Annotated in this window: 18 protein-coding genes; 6 read left to right on the forward strand and 12 right to left on the reverse strand. The window is 65.2% G+C overall.

From position 1 onward, the window contains the following. Positions 1 to 110: 110 nt before the first annotated feature. Together ACM9LZ_RS01395 and ACM9LZ_RS01400 are read right to left on the reverse strand one after the other, a co-directional pair. Positions 111 to 1,121, reverse strand: coding sequence for a LysR family transcriptional regulator (locus ACM9LZ_RS01395; protein WP_416617542.1), 1,011 nt, complete (start codon positions 1,119 to 1,121; stop codon positions 111 to 113). Positions 1,122 to 1,237: 116 nt separating this feature from the next. Further along, positions 1,238 to 2,341: a Gfo/Idh/MocA family protein gene (locus ACM9LZ_RS01400; protein ID WP_416617543.1), complete on the reverse strand. Its 1,104-nt coding sequence runs from the start codon at positions 2,339 to 2,341 to the stop codon at positions 1,238 to 1,240. A gap of 294 nt (positions 2,342 to 2,635) precedes the next feature. On the opposite strand from ACM9LZ_RS01400, the gene ACM9LZ_RS01405 reads away from it, so the two are divergent. Further along, complete coding sequence (locus tag ACM9LZ_RS01405) at positions 2,636 to 3,553, forward strand: AraC family transcriptional regulator (RefSeq protein ID WP_416617544.1); 918 nt, start codon at positions 2,636 to 2,638, stop codon at positions 3,551 to 3,553. A gap of 327 nt (positions 3,554 to 3,880) precedes the next feature. Here ACM9LZ_RS01405 and ACM9LZ_RS01410 read toward each other — a convergent pair whose 3' ends face one another. Continuing rightward, on the reverse strand, positions 3,881 to 5,077 hold the full coding sequence (locus ACM9LZ_RS01410; protein WP_416617545.1) for a phosphoglycerate kinase: 1,197 nt from the start codon (positions 5,075 to 5,077) through the stop codon (positions 3,881 to 3,883). 232 nt (positions 5,078 to 5,309) lie between these two features. Here ACM9LZ_RS01410 and ACM9LZ_RS01415 point away from each other — a divergent pair, with 232 nt between their 5' ends. The 4 genes from ACM9LZ_RS01415 to ACM9LZ_RS01430 all read left to right on the forward strand — a co-directional run bounded on the left by ACM9LZ_RS01415 (position 5,310) and on the right by ACM9LZ_RS01430 (position 10,816). Beyond that, positions 5,310 to 6,890, forward strand: a complete 1,581-nt coding sequence (locus ACM9LZ_RS01415) for a CYTH and CHAD domain-containing protein (protein ID WP_416617546.1) — start codon at positions 5,310 to 5,312, stop codon at positions 6,888 to 6,890. Positions 6,891 to 6,926: 36 nt separating this feature from the next. Further along, positions 6,927 to 7,544: a ParA family protein gene (locus tag ACM9LZ_RS01420; RefSeq protein ID WP_416617547.1), complete on the forward strand. Its 618-nt coding sequence runs from the start codon at positions 6,927 to 6,929 to the stop codon at positions 7,542 to 7,544. A 112-nt stretch (positions 7,545 to 7,656) separates the two neighbouring features. Beyond that, positions 7,657 to 9,240 carry a glutamine-hydrolyzing GMP synthase gene (gene guaA, locus ACM9LZ_RS01425; protein WP_416617548.1) on the forward strand — a complete coding sequence of 528 codons (1,584 nt, stop codon included), beginning with the start codon at positions 7,657 to 7,659 and terminating at the stop codon, positions 9,238 to 9,240. 319 nt (positions 9,241 to 9,559) lie between these two features. Next, positions 9,560 to 10,816, forward strand: a complete 1,257-nt coding sequence (locus ACM9LZ_RS01430) for a tyrosine-type recombinase/integrase (RefSeq protein WP_416617549.1) — start codon at positions 9,560 to 9,562, stop codon at positions 10,814 to 10,816. Here ACM9LZ_RS01430 and ACM9LZ_RS01435 read toward each other — a convergent pair. From ACM9LZ_RS01435 to trbG, 4 genes are all read right to left on the reverse strand, one after another. Beyond that, positions 10,806 to 11,084, reverse strand: a complete 279-nt coding sequence (locus ACM9LZ_RS01435) for a helix-turn-helix transcriptional regulator (RefSeq protein WP_416617550.1) — start codon at positions 11,082 to 11,084, stop codon at positions 10,806 to 10,808. The genes ACM9LZ_RS01430 and ACM9LZ_RS01435 overlap by 11 nt on opposite strands. A gap of 140 nt (positions 11,085 to 11,224) precedes the next feature. After that, on the reverse strand, positions 11,225 to 11,446 hold the full coding sequence (locus ACM9LZ_RS01440; protein ID WP_416617551.1) for a DUF2274 domain-containing protein: 222 nt from the start codon (positions 11,444 to 11,446) through the stop codon (positions 11,225 to 11,227). Positions 11,447 to 11,448: 2 nt separating this feature from the next. Beyond that, positions 11,449 to 12,585: a TraB/TrbI/VirB10 family type IV secretion system protein gene (locus tag ACM9LZ_RS01445; protein WP_416617552.1), complete on the reverse strand. Its 1,137-nt coding sequence runs from the start codon at positions 12,583 to 12,585 to the stop codon at positions 11,449 to 11,451. After that, positions 12,582 to 13,475 (reverse strand): P-type conjugative transfer protein TrbG, encoded by an 894-nt coding sequence (gene trbG / locus ACM9LZ_RS01450; RefSeq protein WP_445376480.1) that lies wholly within the window; start codon positions 13,473 to 13,475, stop codon positions 12,582 to 12,584. The genes ACM9LZ_RS01445 and trbG overlap by 4 nt, the downstream gene beginning before the upstream one ends. Before the next feature lie 123 nt (positions 13,476 to 13,598). Here trbG and ACM9LZ_RS01455 point away from each other — a divergent pair, with 123 nt between their 5' ends. Then, positions 13,599 to 13,976 (forward strand): nuclear transport factor 2 family protein, encoded by a 378-nt coding sequence (locus ACM9LZ_RS01455; protein WP_174835074.1) that lies wholly within the window; start codon positions 13,599 to 13,601, stop codon positions 13,974 to 13,976. Between the two features lie 5 nt (positions 13,977 to 13,981). On the opposite strand, the gene trbF is transcribed toward ACM9LZ_RS01455, so the two are convergent. From trbF to trbE, 5 genes are read right to left on the reverse strand one after another with little or no spacing between them, the layout of a single operon-like run. After that, complete coding sequence (gene trbF / locus ACM9LZ_RS01460; protein ID WP_416617553.1) at positions 13,982 to 14,671, reverse strand: conjugal transfer protein TrbF; 690 nt, start codon at positions 14,669 to 14,671, stop codon at positions 13,982 to 13,984. Then, complete coding sequence (gene trbL / locus ACM9LZ_RS01465) at positions 14,668 to 16,029, reverse strand: P-type conjugative transfer protein TrbL (protein ID WP_416617554.1); 1,362 nt, start codon at positions 16,027 to 16,029, stop codon at positions 14,668 to 14,670. The genes trbF and trbL overlap by 4 nt, the downstream gene beginning before the upstream one ends. A 2-nt stretch (positions 16,030 to 16,031) precedes the next feature. After that, complete coding sequence (trbK-alt, locus tag ACM9LZ_RS01470) at positions 16,032 to 16,298, reverse strand: putative entry exclusion protein TrbK-alt (protein WP_416617555.1); 267 nt, start codon at positions 16,296 to 16,298, stop codon at positions 16,032 to 16,034. Positions 16,299 to 16,312: 14 nt separating this feature from the next. Further along, positions 16,313 to 17,086, reverse strand: a complete 774-nt coding sequence (gene trbJ / locus ACM9LZ_RS01475; protein ID WP_416617556.1) for a P-type conjugative transfer protein TrbJ — start codon at positions 17,084 to 17,086, stop codon at positions 16,313 to 16,315. Next, entirely contained in the window at positions 17,083 to 19,569 is a 2,487-nt protein-coding gene (gene trbE, locus ACM9LZ_RS01480; protein ID WP_416617557.1) for a conjugal transfer protein TrbE, read from the reverse strand. Before trbE ends, trbJ begins: the two co-directional genes overlap by 4 nt. Positions 19,570 to 19,579: the final 10 nt, after the last annotated feature.

Genomic DNA, 19,579 nt, shown 5'->3' on the forward strand with positions numbered 1-19,579 from the left:
GCCACAAGCACATTCAGCCCCATGAGGCCGCCGGCCCTGGAGGTAATTGAGCAAGTGCAGCATCCCGCAGGCGCCGTCATGAATAAAGACGGTTTTTCTGAGCAGACAATTCACCCAGGACGAACAATCACCCCCGGCCCCACCGCCGGGTCGGCCCCCATGCCCACCCCACAGCAGGCCTCAGCGCTGTAACAGGCCAGGGGATGGTCCTCCCCCTGCAGAAGCGGACATTTCTCAAACAGGCTGACCACCCAGTCCACGAACAGCCGCACACGATGGGACGGCTGGCGGTTCTGGGGATAAACCGCGGAAATCGGCATGGGTGCCGGCCGGTACTGGGGCAGCACCTCCACCAGTTCACCCGCTTGCAGACGGTCCAGCGCCATGAACAGGGCCGGCTGGATCAGGCCATAACCTTCGACACCACACGCGACATAGGCTTCGCTGTCATTGACGGCGACCGGCCCGGTCAGCGGCACCTCCACCTCCACCCCGTCCCGGACGAAATCGAACGGGTAAGACCGGTTGCCCAGATGGGGGGAGAAATAGCGCACACCCTGATGACCAGCCAGGTCCTCCAGCCCTTCGGGACGGCCGAACCGGTCCAGATAGGCGGGGCTGGCGCAGGTCAGCCGGGACAGGCGGCCCAGGCGCCGCGCCACCAGCGAACTGTCAGGCAGGGGGCCGATCCGCAGCACGCAATCAACACCCTCCTGCACGAGGTCGATCTGCCGGTCATTCATGCCCAGCTTCAATTCGATATCGGGATAAAGCGCATGAAAATCCCGTAGGGCCGGCACGACCACCAGCCGGCCGATTGATGTCGGCATGTCCACATGCAGCCGGCCCCGCGGGTGGCGCTTGCCATCGATGAAGATGGTCTCCACCTCCTCCACCTCCGCCAGGATGCGCTGGGCGCGCTCATAGAAGGTCTGGCCATCGGCCGTCAGGCTGAGGCTGCGGGTGGTGCGCTGGAGAAGCCGGCAGCCCAGATGGGCCTCCAGCCCCTGGATGATGGTTGTGACCGATGCCCGCGGCAGGCCCAGCATGTCGGCTGCCCGGGCAAAGCCGTTCAAATCCACGACATGCACAAAGACGTGCATCGCCTGCAACTTGTCCATGATGAACCCCATCCCCACTGGCCCGCCGGCCCCGACATGGCCGTCATCATAGGCCGGCGGGCGGCGGCCCCGCTATGCGCCCGGTCACTCCGCCGCCTTGCCGTCCGCGTGACAGGTCACCCGGCCACGTTCTGCCGCACGCCGGTCTGTGCGGCGCGCTCCACCGCAGCCACCAGGCGGCTGTTGTGAAGCGCGTGGGCGAAGCCGGGCGTGTGGTGGGTTCCGGCCGCCATGTCACGCGCCAGCGACGCATAGACTTCACCGACATTGATCGCGGCCCCCTTCCAGAAATCGGCCGCGGTGGGGCCGACACCTGTGGCGACGGGGGCATCGGGTGCCTCGAACGGGACGCTGGCCGACAAGGTCAGATCGCCCACCTGCACGCCGGCCAGGTGACTGCCCTGGAGCTTCAGCCAGCCCAGCGATCCGCGAACCTCCAGGATGAAATTCGCATCCTCCGCCGGTATACCCGCCAGGACCTGAACCGAGACGGGCGCACCGCTCGACGTCCGGGCGATCAGATCCAGATGATCGGGAATGTCGCGAACGGAGGTCTCGCCGGTATCGACAATGTCGATCTCCGGCCAGAGAAGTTCGGTGCGCGCATCGACCTCGGTGATGTCGCCCAGCACGGCCTCGATGACGTCCAGCACATGGCCCGTGGTGATGGTCATGAAGCTCGCACCCGATGCGGCCTTGTTGAAATAATCGTAGGCTGCGATCGTTTGCGGGCCATAGCCGAAGGTCGTGGCACCGACACGGGCCGACAGCAGGCGGCCAAGCCTGCCCGAAGCCACCAGTTCGGCCGCCCGGCGGGCCGCCGGATTGTGCCGCCCCTGAAGGCCGATGGCCGTGTGCAGCGAGGATGCGGCTGCCGCCATCTCCGCGGTCTGCGCCAGCGTCGCGCCCAGCGGCGCCTCGCAATAGACGGTCTTGCCGGCCGCAAGCGCCGCCATCACCAGATCCCGGTGGGCCGGAACCTTCACGGCCACGGTGACGATATCGATGGATGGATCCCTGATCATCGCATAGGGATCGGCGTACCAGCGCGTAGCACCGAACGCCTCGGCGGCGGCCCTGGCGCTCTCCTCACGCCGCGTGGCCACCGCGGCCAGCACAAGGGCGGGCTGCGCCTGGAGCGCCGGAACGTGCGACGCCCCGGCCCAGCTTGCCCTTGTATCCGCGCCGATGATGCCAACGCGATATCTGTTATCCGACATGTTTCTATGCTCCGCTGCGGGTCAATTGGGACGCCTGTGGGTGGGACGCCTGTGGGTCCGTCGCCCGAAACATAGGAACGCCTCCGGAGCGGAAGCTACGCAGTTACGATCAGGAACCGGCTCTCCACGCTCAATCACACGGCCGGCCCGTGATGATTGAGACGAACGGGCGCGCTCTTGATAGAATATGCATAGTACGGCGCATGCCTTTGCAGCGAAGAATGGACATCGCACCATGCATGGCCGGCAAGCCGCCATGTCCGCAAGCGCAGACCGGCAGGACATTCGACCCCCATGACGAAGCCAGAATTCTCCGACCTCCTCCAGATCATCGAACGTCACGCCCGCCACGATTACGTGACGCCGATCAAGGGCTTGAAGGTCGGGCGGACGGATATGCCGTCAGAGGTGGGCCATTCGATCTATCAGCCGTCCTTCGGACTGGTCGCGCGTGGCGTGAAGGAATTAATGGTGGGCGAGACCCCGTTCCATTACGCCGCTGGAGAGTCGCTGCTATGCACCGCCGATGTACCGGTGACCTCGCAAGTAACCGAGGCAAGCCCTTCGGCGCCTTATCTTGCGGTCCATCTTGATATCGATCCCATGGTTGTCGCCGACCTTCTGCGCGAGCGTGCCGGCGACAGGCCCAGGTCGGACGACACCGTGATGGCCGGGAAATACAGGCTTGATCCGGAACTGCTCGATCCCCTGATCCGGCTGATCTCGCTGCTTGACCGCCCACGTGACATTCCGGTCCTGGCGCCCTTGATCCGGCGGGAAATCACCTGGCGCCTGCTGCACACCGACCATGGGCCGCTGCTCAGCCAGCTTGCCTTCGCGAACGGGCACGCAACGCGGATCGGGCGCACGACAGCGTGGATCAGGGCCAACTATGCCGAAGCCCTCAACATCTCCGACCTTGCCGCGCAGGCCAATATGAGCGTCGCGAGCTTCCACCGCCATTTCAAGGCTGTGACCTCCATGTCGCCCGTGCAGTTCCAAAAGCGCGTCCGCCTGCAGGAAGCGCGGCGCGTCCTGTCAGGCTCCAGCACGATTTCCGCCGTCGCCTATGATGTCGGCTACCAAAGCATATCCCAGTTCAACCGCGACTATCGGCGGCTGTTCAACCTGACCCCCAGCGACGATGCCGCCACGTTGCGCGCCACACTTGGCCGTGAACCATCGGCAGCCCCACAGGCCCTGACGGGCTGACGGGTCGCGAAGCCCTGTTCCCACCTTCGAGAGTCCGTCCAGGACTTTTTTTATTTACTATCAAAACCTTACTTTATCATCACTCCTGCTGCGGCCTGGGGTAATACCAACGTGCGATGAGTAGAACTCATCGCACGTTGGTCCGGCGGCGACCGCCGCAGCGCCGCTTGTGCGGCGTCGCCCGAGCCAACGAATGTTGGCGCCGGCGATTGAGGACGGTGACCGGAACCAACAGGTTCCGGTCACCGCAAAATAGTATAACGGCGAAATGAAAAAGCCCGGCTCACGAAAGCAAGCCGGGCGCATCATTTGCCACCATCCTCGCTGTCAGGCGTGCTTCTCCAATGCAGCGACACCCGGCAGCACCTTGCCTTCCAGCCATTCCAGGAAAGCCCCCCCCGCCGTGGAAACGTAGGAGAAGCGGGCGGCCACGCCGGCATGTTCCAGCGCCGCGACCGTATCGCCGCCGCCGGCCACGGACAGAAGCCGTCCCTGGGCCGTCAGGTTGGCGGCAATCGCGGCCACGCCGTTGGTGGCCGTGTCGAAGGGCATCAGTTCAAAGGCGCCGAACGGGCCGTTCCAGACCAGCGTCCTGGCGCCTTCCAGCTTCCGGCCCACCAGTTCGATCGTGGCGGGGCCCGCATCCAGCATCATCTCGCCGTCTTGGATATCGGTCACGGCCGCCACGCGATGATCGGCATTGGCCTTGAACTCCCGTGCCATCAGGCCATCCACGGGCAACACGATCTCGCACCCGCCGCCGGCTGCCTTTTCCATGATGGCGCGGGCCTGGTCGGCCATATCACGTTCGCACAGGGAAGAACCGACCGACACACCCTTGGCAAAAAGGAAGGTGTTGGCCATGCCGCCACCCAGCACCAGGATATCGACCTTCGACACCATGTTGAGCAGCAGGTCGAGCTTGGTGGAGATCTTGGCCCCGCCGACCACGGCGGCCACCGGCCGTTCCGGTGCCGCCAGCGCCTTGCCCAGCGCTTCCAGTTCCGCCTGCATCAGGCGGCCGGCCGCACTGGGCAGCAGGTGGGCAATGCCCTCCGTCGAGGCATGTGCCCGGTGGGCGGAAGAGAAGGCGTCGTTGACATAGACGTCCCCCAGCGCCGCCAGGCCCTTGGCCAGTTCCGGATCGTTCTTTTCCTCACCCGCATGGAAACGGGTATTCTCCAGGATCAGGACCCCACCGGCGGGCAGGGTCGCCACGGCGGCGGCGGCCTTGTCGCCAACGCAATCCTCGGCGAAGGCCACCGGCGCCCCCAGCGCCTTTTCCACGGCCGGCACGACCTGACGCAGGCTGTTCTTCGTGTCCGGGCCGTTCTTGGGACGGCCGAAATGCGACATGACCACAACCTTGGCGCCCTTGCCGGCGATTTCCTTCAGCGTCGGCACCAGGCGGTCGATGCGGGTCGTGTCGGTGACCTGCCCGTCAGCCATGGGCACGTTCAGGTCGGCGCGGACAAGCACGGTCTTGCCCGTGACATCGATGGTGTCGAGGGTCTGGAAGCGCATGGAGGAGGTCCCCGTCAGGAAGGATGTGGCGTTCTTTACCAGGGCGCAAGGAAACACCATTGCCCGCCGGCTTTCAACACCCGCACCCGTCGGTGTGGCGTGCAAAAAAATCGCCCGCTGCGATAGACAGGCTTTCACGGAATTGTCATCGTCCCCACATGAATGGCGGAAATCCGGGCGAATCGTCCTTTCCGCCGGCTTTCGTGCGCAATCATGGGGTGAACGGAAAAGAATGTCGGGTCAGGAGATCGAGCTGAAACTGGCGGTGGCGCCGGCCGACATGGATCGGCTGCGCAAACTTCCCTGCCTGTCGGCCACCATCGCCAAGCCATCGGTCAAATCGCTCGATAGCATCTATTTCGATACCGTGGATCGCCGGCTGGCCGCCAGCGGCCTGTCATTGCGCGTGCGCCGTGTGGGACGCAAGCTGGTCCAGACGTTGAAATCCGCCCCGGCACCCGGGGCCGGTGCCCTGGTGCGCGGCGAGTGGGAGGCGGAGGTGTCGCAGCCCCGCCCCGATCTTTCCGTCCTGCCCGACCCGGCTGTGCTGGAACCGTTGGGCGATTTGTCGGCCGACGCGCTGGAGCCCGTGTTCGAGACGCGCATCCGCCGGCAGGTGCGCCGCCTTTCGCCTGTGGACGGCATCGTGATTGAAGTGGCGCTGGACCAGGGAGAAATCCTGGCCCCCGGCGGGCTGTCGCTACCCGTCCACGAGGTGGAACTGGAACTGGCGGAAGGCACGGACACGGGCGCTCTCTATGATCTTGCCCGCGCCATCCATGCCGACGTGCCGGTGCGCCTGGAGATGGCCACCAAATCGGCCCGCGGTTATGCGCTGGCCGCCGGCACGGAGCCGGCCAGTGTCAAGGCGTCCAGGCTGACCCTGGCGCCCGACGCGACGGTGGAGGAGGCCCTGTCGGCCATCGTCCGTCACTGTCTGGGCCATCTGATGGCGAACGAGCCGGTCACCCGGCTGGGCCAGGACCCAGAGGGTGTGCATCAGATGCGCGTGGCGCTGCGCCGCCTGCGTTCCGCCCTGCAGATCTTCCGGCCCTTCATTCCGGCCGAACAGATGGATGACCTCGCCCCGCGCGTGAAGGCGCTGGCCGATGCGCTGGGTCCCGCACGGGAATGGGACGTGTTCCTTGGTGAATTGCTGCCGCCCGTGGCCGGGGCGCTGCCGGACCATGCCGGCCTGGAGGCGTTGACGACGGCAGCCCGTGCGGCCCGCGACCAAGGCTATGTGCAGGTTCGGGCGGCCCTGGCCGATCCCGGCCATACGGCACTGCTGCTGGATCTGGCCGCCTGGGTTGATGCGCGGGGCTGGCGCAACCAGCCGGTCAGCGAGCAGTCGACACTGCTGCTGGCGCCCGTGATCGACATGGCCGGTGCCCTGCTGGGCAAGCGTCACCGCCAAGCCCGCAAGCGGGGGCGCGGCTTTGCCCGCCAGGCGGCCGCCGCGCGGCATGAATTGCGCATCGCACTGAAGAAACTGCGCTATGCCGCCGATTTCTTCCGGTCCCTGTACGAAGGCAAGGCCCTGCGCCGCTTCCTGGACGAATTGTCGAACCTGCAGGACCATCTGGGCCATTTGCAGGATGTGGCGACGGTGGACAAGCTGGTGGCCGACCTGGAACGCGATGCGGCAGCCGGCCGGCCCGGCGAATGGCGTCTGGGTGCCGGCCTGGTCGCCGGCTGGCATGCACGCGGCCTGCACGACCTGGAAGAGGATATCGTCGCCGACTGGCAGCGCTTCGGCGAGGCAAGACCCTTCTGGCAGGAAAAGGAAGAGGAGGAGGACGGCGACAGGTAACCCCCCATCCCTTTCCGGCAAGCTAGAGGAACTCCCATGCGCACCATCCTGGTCAGCAATATAAAAGGTGGCGTCGGCAAGACGACCATCGCGACGCACCTGGCGGCATCCTTCGCGCAGTCGGGGCACAGGACGGTACTGGCCGATGTCGACCGGCAGCGCTCCTCGCTGGGCTGGCTGAAATCCAGGCCGGAAACGGCGGCAGCCATTACCGGTGTGGATTGGGTGAAGGATATCGGAAAGCCGCCAGCGGCCACAGGCCGGCTGGTTATCGACGCGCCGGCCGCGATGCGTCCCAAGGATGTGGAGGAACTGGTCCGCCGCGCCGACATCGTGGTGCTGCCCGTATTGCCGGGCGCCTTCGACGAGGCGGCGACGGCCCGGTTTCTGGCCAAGCTGGAAGAGGTGAAGGCCATCGCCCGCGAAAAGGTCCCCGTGGCCATCATCGGCAACCGTCTGCGGGCCCGGACAAGGGCCGCCGACCGGCTGGATGCCTTCCTGGCTGGGGCTGGGCATCAGGTCGTCGCCCGCCTGCGCGACAGTCAGCTTTATCCCGATCTGGCGGCCGACGGGTTGACCCTGTTCGACCTGAAAGGCAAGCGGGCCATCGACCTGCGTGCCGATTGGGAACCGCTGCTGGCGTTTGTGGGATAGGCAGGGGGCGGTCTCGTCTCCATTAGGGCAGCCTTGCGAGGCTGCGGCTTGTCCTGTCGGGCGGGCTTGGATAGGTTGCACCGCATTTTCCGCCCACCGCAGGAACATGCCCATGGCCGCCGACGCCGTCACCACCGCCCCCGCCGCCCACCCCGACCGTGTCCTGATCCTGGATTTCGGGTCACAGGTGACGCAGCTGATCGCGCGCCGCGTGCGCGAGGCCGGCATCTATTGCGAGATCATTCCCTTCAGCGCCGATGCCGAGCGTATCCGCGCCTTCGCGCCCAGGGCGGTGATTCTGTCGGGTGGGCCCGCCAGCGTGACGGAAGCCGACAGCCCCCGTGCCAATGACGCCGTCTGGTCTCTGGGCGTGCCGGTCTTCGGAATCTGCTATGGCCAGCAGACCATGTGCGAACAGTTGGGCGGCAAGGTGGAACCGGGTGACACCCGTGAATTCGGCCGTGCCTTCGTGGATGTCAAGGATGACTGTGCCCTGTTCGAAGGCGTGTGGGCAGTGGGCGCGCGCGAGCAGGTATGGATGAGCCATGGCGACCGCGTGACGAAGCTGCCCGACGGTTTCCGCATCGTCGCGACCTCCGAAGGCGCCCCCTATGCCATCATCGCCGACGATGCCCGTCGTTTCTACGCCGTGCAGTTCCATCCGGAGGTGGTCCACACCCCCCATGGCGATGCCCTGATCCGCAATTTCCTGTTCAAGGTGGCCGGCCTGAAGGGCGACTGGACCATGGCCGCCTTCCGGGCAGAGGCCGTCGCCCGCATCCGCGAACAGGTGGGCGCGTCCAAGGTGATCTGCGGCCTTTCGGGCGGCGTCGACAGTTCCGTGGCCGCCGTGCTGATCCATGAGGCCATCGGCGCGCAATTGACGTGCATCTTCGTCGATACCGGCCTGATGCGCACAGGCGAGGCAGAGCAGGTGGTCACCCTGTTCCGCGACCATTACAACATCCCCCTAGTACATGTGGATGCGTCCGACCTGTTCCTGGGGCAACTGGAAGGCGTGTCCGACCCGGAGCAGAAGCGCAAAATCATCGGCCGCCTGTTCATCGAAGTGTTTGATGGCGAGGCTGCGAAAATCGGCGGCGCGGAATTCCTGGCCCAGGGCACGCTCTATCCCGATGTGATCGAAAGCGTGTCCTTCACCGGCGGCCCCAGCGTGACCATCAAGTCGCACCATAATGTCGGTGGTCTGCCCGACCGCATGAAGCTGAAACTGGTGGAACCGCTGCGCGAACTGTTCAAGGACGAGGTGCGCGCGCTGGGCCGTGAACTGGGCCTGCCCCACAGCTTCGTTGGCCGCCACCCGTTCCCCGGTCCGGGCCTGGCCATCCGCGTGCCCGGCGAGATCACGCGCGAGAAGCTGGAAATCCTGCGCAAGGCCGACGCGGTCTATCTGGAGGAAATCCGCAATGCCGGCCTCTACGACGCCATCTGGCAGGCCTTCGCCGTCCTGCTGCCCGTGCGCACGGTTGGTGTGATGGGCGATGGCCGCACCTATGATTACGCCTGCGCCTTGCGGGCGGTAACCTCGGTGGATGGAATGACGGCCGACTATTACCCATTCGATCACAGCTTCCTGGGCCGCGTCGCCACCCGCATCATCAATGAGGTGCGGGGCATCAACCGCGTGACCTATGACATCACGTCGAAGCCGCCCGGCACGATCGAGTGGGAATAATTCGGGCCTATCCGAACGCCGCCGATAACCGCCGATCTCCGCACATAACTAACTGAAATCATTAAATAAATCTGCCATCATCTATCGCCGTCTATCGCGGGGCAAACCTCGCGATAGACGGTATAGCTGACGGTGTGGCGTCTCTTGTCGCATTGCCAAAACAAATATACCGTCAGGAGCAAGAGAGCTTCTGACGGTATTTTTTTCGACCTTATTCCCTTGAGAATAATAGGAAATTTTCCGTTCAGGGAGGCCATTTCTGGCCTGACGGTATATTGGGCGGCTCTCTGGCGTTTTTGAACGATCTCGGAGGGTCAAAATGCTGACTGACGCGGGCATCAAAGCCCTGAAACCAAAGGATAAATTGTATAAGGTCGTTGACCGTGACGGTATGTATGTCGTGGTCAATCCCTCGGGGGCGGTCGTGTTCCGATATGACTACCGCCTCAACGGGCGTCGGGAGACTTTGACGCTCGGCCGCTACGGCGCGTCCGACCTGTCTCTGGCGCGGGCGCGCGAGAAGCTAATCGACGCCAAGCGCGCCATACTTGAAGGGCGGTCGCCCGCCCGAGAGAAGCAACGCGAGAAGCGCCGTATCAAAGAGGCAAAGAGCTTCGGCGAGTTTGGCGAACGCTGGTTGCAGGAGGCGAAGATGGCCGACAGCACCCGCGCGATGCGGCGCTCGATCTATGAGCGGGACATTCTTCCGACTTTTCGGAACCGGCTGCTGACCGAAATCAGCCCCGATGATCTCCGCGCCATGTGCGCCAAGGTGAAGGCACGCGGAGCCCCGGCCACGGCCGTTCACGTCCGCGACATCGTGAAGCTCGTTTATGCCTTTGCGATCCTGCACGGGGAAAAGGTGCCGAACCCGGCCGATGAGGTCGGGCCTGCCTCTATCGCGACCTTTGTTCCCAAAGACCGCTCTCTCTCGCCTGCTGAAATCCGCGTCATGCTCGGCCAGCTTGAGCATGTGCCGACGCTGCCGACGATCCGGCTCGGCATGAAGCTGTTCCTGCTCACCATGGTCCGAAAGAGTGAGCTACAGGATGCGACTTGGGATGAGGTCGATTTCGAGAACGCGGTCTGGTCGATCCCCAAGGAGCGGATGAAGCGATCCAAGGCGCACAACGTCTATCTCGCGGAGCAAGCCATCGACATCCTCATTGCGCTCAAGACCTGCGCCGGCAATTCCAAATATCTGCTGCCATCGCGTTACGACGCGGATGCTCCCATGTCGCGGGCGACCTTCAATCGCATCACCACCGCTGTCGTGATGCGGGCGAAGAAAGAGGGCTTGCCGCTCGAACCGTTCACGGTCCACGATCTACGCCGGACGGGCTCCACGCTCCTGAACGAGCTGGGCTTCAATAGCGACTGGATCGAAAAGTGCTTGGCGCATGAAGACGGGCGGTCGTCCCGTGGCATCTACAACAAGGCAGAATATGAGCACCAGCGCCGCCATATGATGCAGGAATGGGCGAACCTTGTGGACGCTTGGGTAGCGGGCCAGAAATACGCTCCAACGCTGTATCCGCCGTCAATGGACCTTTTGGTGCCTGAACCTAGCGTTTGACGGGCCGGAATTTCCTGAGCTTCACATCAGGAGACGGCGCACGTTTGATAGCTTTCTCTCTGGAGGCTTGGCGACGTTCTTCAAGCCAAGCCTCCACCTCGGCCAAGTCCCAAACCACGCACCGGGCCGTCAGATAGAACCGTTGGGGAAAATCACCCCGTTGCTCCATGTCGTAGATTGTAGTGTCAGCAAGGGGAACGAGTTCTCGAAGCTGATGCCTGCGAATCGTCCGTTTACCCAGCGCAGATGTTGGATCACTCATCTTCATAACCTCGTTAAGCCATGTTCAACGGGATTCCGGGCAACCGGAGGCTCCCGAAACTAGGCGAACCATGCAGCGAGGTCAGCGGCGTGTAGCGTGCCGCATTTGCGCCTATGCGCTGGCGGCACCCCCTGCCGGAATGGGACTTAGCTGGCGGCCCGCCGCGCCTTGGCGAAACCGCGATCCGTAGCGATGAAGTGTTGAAGCATCGGCACGATGAGTTTGGCGGGATCGGCGACGGGCTGGCCGCTCTGGCGAGCCAGCACCTCGGCATAGACGATCAGATCGCGGTTGAGGGTCGCGGGCAGCTCCAGCATGACCTTTACGGGCTTGTCGTCGGGCAGCGGGCCGAGTTTCAGTTTCGTCATGGTCAACCTCCTGCCGGCTCGAATACTAAATCGCGGGTGACGATGATCCTGACCGGGAAGCCCGGCCGGATGGTCAGCGTCGGCGCGACCTGCAATTGGCGCTGCACGATCTGCTGGCCCGCCTGATTGACGGTATCCTGCGCCCCGTCGCGGATGGCGCGGATCAGCCGGTCCTCGTCGCTCGTCGCCAGCTCCGAGCCGACTGCAAGCAGCGTGGACAGCCCTGCGGCCTTCATTAGATCCCACCAATGATAATCGACCCCATCCTCAAGCCCGGCATAGCCGCTGGCATCCGCGCCCGGCAGGCGCTCCAAAACGATGGAGCGGCCGCCCGGCAGGATCAGACGATTCCACACCAGCAACACGCGGCGCTGGCCGAAGGTCACGCCATCATCGTATTGGCCGATGATACGGGTGCCCTGCGGGATCAACAGCAGCGAGCCGGTCGGGCTGTCATAGACGTTCTCGGTGACTTGGGCCGTGATCTGGCCGGGCAGATCGGAACGGATGCCGGTTATCAACGCGGCCGGGATCACGGCCCCGGCCTGAAGGATATAGGGCGATGCCGGCGGCGCGACGCGATCCGGGGCGACGGTCTGCCGGTCCACGGGTCCATTGAGAAATGCCGCGTGGCGATCCTGTGTCGCGGGCTGTCCGCCGAGGCCAAGCCCGCCGAGGCCGGGCATGGCCGTCCCTGCCGGCGCTCCCGTGCGCGGGCCGGACTGGAAAAAGACGTTGCTCAAGCGCGCGGCTTCTTCCTCGGCCCTGCGGCGTTCTTCTTCGGGATCGACGGCGGGCGTCGTCATGACGGGCGGCGCGACCGGCTGTCCCCTTGTCTGCGCGTCGAGGATCGGACGGCCGAGGTCGCCGGGTAGCGCGGGGCCGAGCGCCGGCCCGCTATAGTCGCTCGGCAGGCCGGACAGGCCGTCCGCCGTGGGCCGGTTCTCGGTCGAATAGAGTTCGTCGCCTCCCGGCCCCCCGTCGCGGGTCTGGAACGCGTACATCAGCGCCCCACCGATGCCGAGAAGCGCGACGGCTCCGACGCCTGCCAGCATCTTGCGGGACAGGCGCGTAACACGGGGCGGCTCGGCGCGCAGGCGCATGGGCGCGATGGTGTCGGTGATGGTGTTCTCGCTCATGACGGGGTGTCTCCGGTCGCGCTGGCGGGCTGGGCGGCGGCGGCCTGCGTCGGGTTGGTGCGGACGATCCTGACAACCTGCTGGCGGTTGCCGCTGCCAAGGCGCAGCTCGGCCGCGCCGAACAGGCGATCCACGATCAGGACGTTCTGATGGATACGGCTGTTGACGATCTGCGGCTCGCCGTTCGCGCCAAGCACGAAGATCGGCGGCATCTCGCCCTGCACGATCCCGGCCGGGAAGACGACATAGACGCGCCTGCCATCGTCGAAGACGGAAACCGGCCGCCATGGCGGGCTGTCGCCCTGCACCTGCAAGGCGTAGCGATAGTTCCGTGCCGCCTCGGCCGGAATGATCGGCGCGGCCGGAACCGTCTGGCGCTGGCCGGCAGGCGGTGCGGGATAGGCCCATGCCACGGCGGGCATGTAGAGCGATTCCCGCGCGCGCAGCTCGATCATGTAGGTGCGCCGGTCGGTGGTGACGATAAGGTTGGTGGAAATGTCCGGCCGCGTGGGCTTCACGAGGATATGGACACGACGGTTTGCGCCGCTGCCGCTTTCGGTGTCGCCGATGATCCAGCGGGCGGTGTCCCCGGCCGCGATCGGCCCCGCGCCTGTCAGACTCTCGCCCGGCTCCAGCGCAATGGTCGTGATCTGCCCGACTGCGGCATAGACCTGATAGAGCGCGCCTTCCGACCACGGATAAATCTGGATGGCGTTGTAGTAGCCTTCGCGGCGCGGCTCGACGCGGGCGGCGGCATTGGCGTTCTCGACGCGGCCGGTCGGCGTGCCGGCGGCGGTGCCGCCGCGCGCCACGGTCCATGCCGGGGGCACATGCAGCGGCCGGGGCGTATTGTCGGTTGCCGCCGCCTGCACGGTCGGCAGCGGCGGCACGCTGGCGTCGTAGCTGAATTGCGGTGTCCGGTTGGTCGCGCAGCCTGCCAAAGTAATTGCAAACGCCGTCGCAAAAATCGCATAGGTTAGCGACTTCAGGATCAGTAAGGAGGAACCAACAGAATGGATTCTGTGCCGACGATTGTTGCCCGGTATATCGACGCCTACAACAGGATGAATGTTCAGGCGATGCTCGACTGCCTGTCGGGCGACGTTCGGTTTATCAACAGATCGAACGGAGAGACGACGAACGAAACGCACGGGATCGAGGCATTTCGCGCGCTGGCGGAACAGGGCGTCCAGTTGTTTGCTGAAAGAGAACAGACGATCCTCGACTGTATCGCGATAGACGACCGTGCAGCCGTGCGCATCGGCTATCGCGCCAAGGTCAAAACCGACCTGCCCAATGGCTGGAAGGCCGGGCAGGAAGTCAAGATGACGGGCACCTCGTTCTTCATGATCTCCGAGGGAAAGATCAGCGAGGTGATTGATGCAAGCTGAGCGTTTCATTGGCTCATCTCCCGCGACCATGAAATTGCATTGACGTAGATTCCCAGCGGATTGGCGCGCAGGCGTTCGGCGTCGCGCGGTGGCTGGATGACGATGGTGAGGATGGCCGTCCATCGTTCCGTGGTGGAAAGCTGGCCGTTCTCGAAATGCCTTTCCGTCCAAGCCACGCGGAAGCTGTTGGGCGAGGCCCGGATGACGCTGGACACCTCGACGGCGACCTGCTGACGGCCGACGCGGGTGAAGGGATCATTGGCACGGGCGTAATCGTTGAGCGCCGCCGCGCCGCGATCCGTGGTCCACTCATAGGCGCGAAGCCAGTTCTGACGGACAATGATCGCGTCGGCCGGGATCGCGCGGACCTGCTCGATGAAGCGGCCGAGATGAAAAGCGATTTGCGGATCGGTCGGGCGATAGTCGGCATTGGCGGGCGCGACGGTCTGCGCCTGACCGAGATTGTCCACCTGCACGACCCAAGGCACCACGGTCCCGCGCGCGGTCTGCCAGACCAGCGCCGAGGCGAAGCCGGCAGACAGGATCAGGGAGCCGAAGGCCATGAGCCTCCAGTTGCGAGCCTGCACGCGGGCCGAGCCGATACGCTCATCCCAAGCCTGCGCGGCCTTCTGATAGGGCGTCTCGGGTTCCGGCGATTTGCCGTAATGGGTTGCTGGTCGTTTGAAGATGCTCATGAGCGGTCACTTTCGGAAAGGTTGACGGAGGAACCGGAACCGTGGCTGTCGCCAGACCGCACCGCATGGGCGGCCATGGTGGTGCCGTGGTTCATTGCCTGCGAGCGGCGCATCTGCTGCGCCCATGCGGGCGGGCTGCCGGCCGGGCCGGATGCTGCTGCGGTGGGATCGGCGCTCGCGCCGCCGACTGTGCCCATGGTGGAGCTGCCGCCCGACGCGCCGAAACCGGCTTTCGCACCAGCGGAGAAGCTGGATTTGACGGATTCGCTGGCGCGCGCGGCGGCGCGTTTGAGGGGCGAGATAGCCGCCGATCCTGCGGCACGCGCGACGCCGCCGAGGCCGGAAGCGACACCGGCCGCGCCGGACTGGCCGAGCGAGCCGACGCTGTAGGCAGCGGTCGCCGCGCCCGCGGTGGCCGCACCGCCGCGGACGGCCGCGGCCCCGCCGGACAGGGCAGCGGCACCGCCTTTGGCGGCGAGCATGGCCCCGCCGCCAGCGGCGACGGCTGCGCCTGCGACCGCAAGCCCGGTTCCCACGGCAGCACCCGCGCCAAGCTGCGGGCCGCCAGAGACGATGCCGTTGGCGATGCCGGGACCGAAGATGCCGAGGCCGAGCAGCGACAGGGCTGCCAGCACAATCGCCATGGCGTCGTCGATAGTCGGGGTTGCCCCGCCGAAACCGGCGGTGAATTGCGAAAACAGGGTGCTGCCGATGCCGATGATAACGGCGAGGACCAAGACCTTGATGCCGGACGATACTACGTTCCCCAAGACCTTCTCGGCCATGAACGCGGTCTTGCCGAACAGCCCGAAGGGGATGAGGACGAAGCCGGCGAGCGTCACCAATTTGAACTCGATCAGCGTCACGAAAAGCTGGATCGCCAAAATGAAAAACGCGAGCACAACCAGCGCCCACGCAAACAACAGGCACGCGATCTGGATGAAGTTCTCGAAGAAGGCGATCCAGCCCATCAGGTCGGAAATGGAGTCGAGCAGCGGGCGGCCGGCGTCGAGGCCGGTCTGCGCCACGCGGCCCGGCCGCATCAGATCGGTGACGGAAAAGCCGGTGCCCGACGCCATCAGGCCGAGGCCGGCGAAGCTCTCGAAAACGATCCGAGCGAGATTGTTCCAGTTGGAGATGATGTAGGCGAAGACGCCGACGAACAGGGTCTTTTTGATTAGCCGCGCGATGATGTCGTCATCCGCGCCCCATGCCCAAAACAGGGCGGCGAGCGTCACGTCGATGACGATCAGGGTGGTGGCGATGAAGGCGACTTCGCCGCCGAGCAGGCCGAAACCGCTGTCGATGTAGGAGGTGAATACGCCTAGAAACGAGTCGATGACGCCCGTGTTGCCCATGGTCAGCGCGCCTCGCTGCGGTCACGGCCGAGGAAGCGGTCGCGGGATTCTGCCCATGCGGCGAGGCAATCGGTGTCGCTCGCCGCCGCCTCGCCGAGCTGCTGGCAGCGGCGCAGGGTTTCGCGCAGCGGATCAGCCGGGGACTGGAAGGCCGAGGCCGGGGGCGGCGCGGAAGGCTCGTCCTTCCGCGCCATGTCGATTGCGGTCGCCGTGACGGCGATGGCGATGAATACAACGGCCCCGAGCCGGGCCAGCATCTTGCCGTCCATGGCGAGCCTCCCCGTCAGTTGTTGCCGTTGAACATCTGCGCGTTGCCCGGCTGATAGCCGCTGCCGGGCGTCAGGAACCGCTCGCGCTGGATGCGGCCCTGTTCGGCGGCGGTCGCGCGCTCGGCCTCCGTGAGCGCATCGGCGCGGCCGTTCGCCGAGATGACCGCGATCAGGTCGGAAAGCTGTTGCGACTGGAGCGCGAGAAGCTGATTGCCGGCCTGTGTGGCTTGCAGCGCGCCGGTTGCGCCCTGACTCTGGCCGACCAGCGCGGCCATCTCGGCACTGTTGCCGTCGATATTGCCGACCGCACCCGCCTGCACGCGCATGGCGTCCTGCAAGCCGCCGACCGTGTTCTCCCAGCGGCCGCGCGCATCGGCGACAAGCTGGGCGTCGGTCGCCGATAGCGAGACATTGCCATATTGGCTCTGGAACGCTTGGTCGATCTGCCCGACCTCGAACGCGATATTCTGCGCCTGCCCCAAAAGCTGCTGCGTGCGCTGGACGTTCTGCTGGAGCTGCTGGAGCGACGAATATGGCAGGCTCGCCAGATTGCGGGCCTGATTGATGAGCATCTGCGCCTCGTTCTGGAGGCTGGTGATCTGGTTGTTGATCTGCTCCAGCGTGCGCGCTGCCGTGAGCACGTTCTGCGCATAGTTGCTCGGGTCATAAACGATGCGGTCGAAGCCGAATTGCGCATGGACCGGGCTCGCCAGCATGGGCGACAGCGCGACGGGCACGGCGAGCGCCAGTGCAAGGGCCGAGGCCCCGACGAACTTGGGATAGGTCATGGAAGAATCTCCTGTGTGGTATCGAGCCGGGCCGGCGCGGCGGATTCCGGCCGGTCGGCAAGATTGGTGAGGTTTGGGATCAGTTCGGCCGCCCAATCGACGCCGCGCTCGCGCAGCCATGCGGCGAGGAAGCCGTCGCGGCCGTGTTCGGCGACGATCTGCGCAATGAGCGTCTGGTCGGATTTGGCGGATGCGGCGCAGAGTGCGAGGCCGACTTCGGACAGGCCAAGCTCGAACAGGCGATTGCCCCTGCGGCTTTGGCAGTAATAATCCCGCTTGGGCGTGGCCCTTGCGAGGATTTCGATCTGCCGGTCATTCAATCCGAAGCGCCGATAAATCTCGGTAATCTGCGGCTCGATGGCGCGCTCGTTCGGCAGCAGGAGCCGCGTGGGGCAGCTCTCGATAATCGCGGGTGCGATGTTGCTGCCGTCAATGTCGGACAGGCTTTGCGTGGCGAAGATGACGCTGGCGTTTTTCTTGCGCAGCGTTTTCAGCCATTCGCGGAGCTGGCCGGCGAAACCTTCATCGTCGAGCGCGAGCCAGCCTTCATCTATGATGAGCAGCGTGGGTCGGCCGTCGAGCCGGTCGCCGATGCGGTGGAACAGGTAGGACAGGACGGCCGGGGCCGCGCCGGTCCCGACAAGGCCCTCGATCTCGAACGCCTGCACATCGGCCGAGCCGAGATGTTCGGCTTCGGCGTCGAGCAGCCGGCCATAGGCCCCACCGACGCAGAACGGCCGGAGCGCCTGTTTCAGATCGTTGGATTGCAGCAGCACCGCAAGGCCGGTGATCGTGCGTTCCTCGACCGGTGCCGAGGCGAGCGAAGTCAGCGCCGTCCAAAGATATTCCTTCACCTCGGGCGTGATGGCGATGCCTTCGCGCATGAGGATGGCGGCGATCCAGTCGGCCGCCCATGCGCGTTCATAGGTGTCGTGGATGCGGGCAAGCGGCTGGAGCGAAACGGACGCCTCGGCCCCTTCTGTCAGCCCGCCGCCCAAATCGTGCCAGTCGCCGCCCATGGCGAGCGACGCGGCGCGGATGCTGCCGCCGAAGTCGAAGGCGAACACCTGTGATCCTGCATAGCGCCGGAACTGCAAAGCCATGAGGGCGAGCAACACGCTCTTGCCCGCCCCCGTGGGGCCGACGACAAGGGTGTGCCCTACGTCGCCGACATGCAAAGACAACCGGAACGGGGTTGAGCCTTCGGTCTTTCCAAAGAGCAAAGGGGGCGCACCGAAATGCTCGTCCCGTTCCGGCCCCGCCCACACCGCCGACAGCGGGATCATGTGGGCGAGATTCAAAGTGCTGATAGGCGGCTGGCGGACATTGGCGTAGGCGTGTCCGGGCAGGCTGCCGAGCCATGCGTCAACTGCGTTGACGCTCTCGGGCATGGCGGTGAAGTCGCGGCCCTGAACGATCTTCTCGACCAGGCGCAGCTTCTCGTCGGCAATGCGCGGGTCGGCATCCCATACGGCGACGGTGGCCGTGACATAGGCCATGCCCGCCACGTCCGCGCCGAGTTCCTGCAAGGCCATGTCGGCGTCGAGCGCCTTGTTGGCCGCGTCGGTGTCCACCAGCGCGGACGCCTCGTTCGTCATCACCTCTTTCAGAATCGCGGCGATGGACTTGCGCTTGGCGAACCATTGGCGGCGGATGCGAGTCAGCAGCCGCGTCGCATCGGTCTTGTCGAGCAGGATCGCCCGCGTGCTCCACCTGTAGGGGAACGGCAGGCGATTCATTTCGTCGAGCAGGCCCGGCGTCGTCGCGGTCGGGAATCCCACGATGGTCAGGACACGCAGATGCGCGTCGCCAAGGCGCGGCTCCAGCCCGCCGGTCAAGGGCTGGTCGGCGAGCAGCGCGTCGAGGTGCATCGGCACCTCGGGCACGCGCACGAGATGCCGGTTGGTCGAGATGGTGGAATGGAGATAGGTTAGCGTCGCGCCGTCATCCATCCAACGGCACTCCGGCATGAAGCCGTCGAGCAAGGCCAGCACGCGGTCGGTGCGGTCGATGAAGGCGCGCAGCAGCTCCCACGGGTCGACGCCGGTTTTCTCGCGGCCCTCGTAGAGCCATGTTTCGGCGCGGGCGGCTTCCTCGGCCGGGGGCAGCCAGAGGAAGGTCAGAAAATAGCCCGACACGAAATGCGTGCCTGCTTCCTCGAACCCGGCTTTGCGCTCGGCATCGACCAGCGCCGATGCGGGATCGGGAAAGGTGCTGTCGGGATAGGTTGCGGCCTCGTTGCGCTGCGCCTCGACAAAGATGCTCCAACCGGAGCCGAGGCGGCGCACGGCGTTGTTGATGCGGCCGGCGACGGCGACCAGCTCGGCGGCGACAGCGGAATCCAGATCGGGACCGCGAAACTTCGCGGTCCTCTGAAAACTGCCGTCCTTGTTCAAGACGACGCCGGAGCCGAGCAACGCGGCCCATGGCAGATAGTCGGCGAGCCGGGTGGCGGTGCGGCGATATTCGGAAAGGTTCATCATGGCCGCGCCC

It is taken from the genome of Niveispirillum fermenti (assembly GCF_048066175.1).
GTDB lineage: Bacteria > Pseudomonadota > Alphaproteobacteria > Azospirillales > Azospirillaceae > Niveispirillum > Niveispirillum fermenti.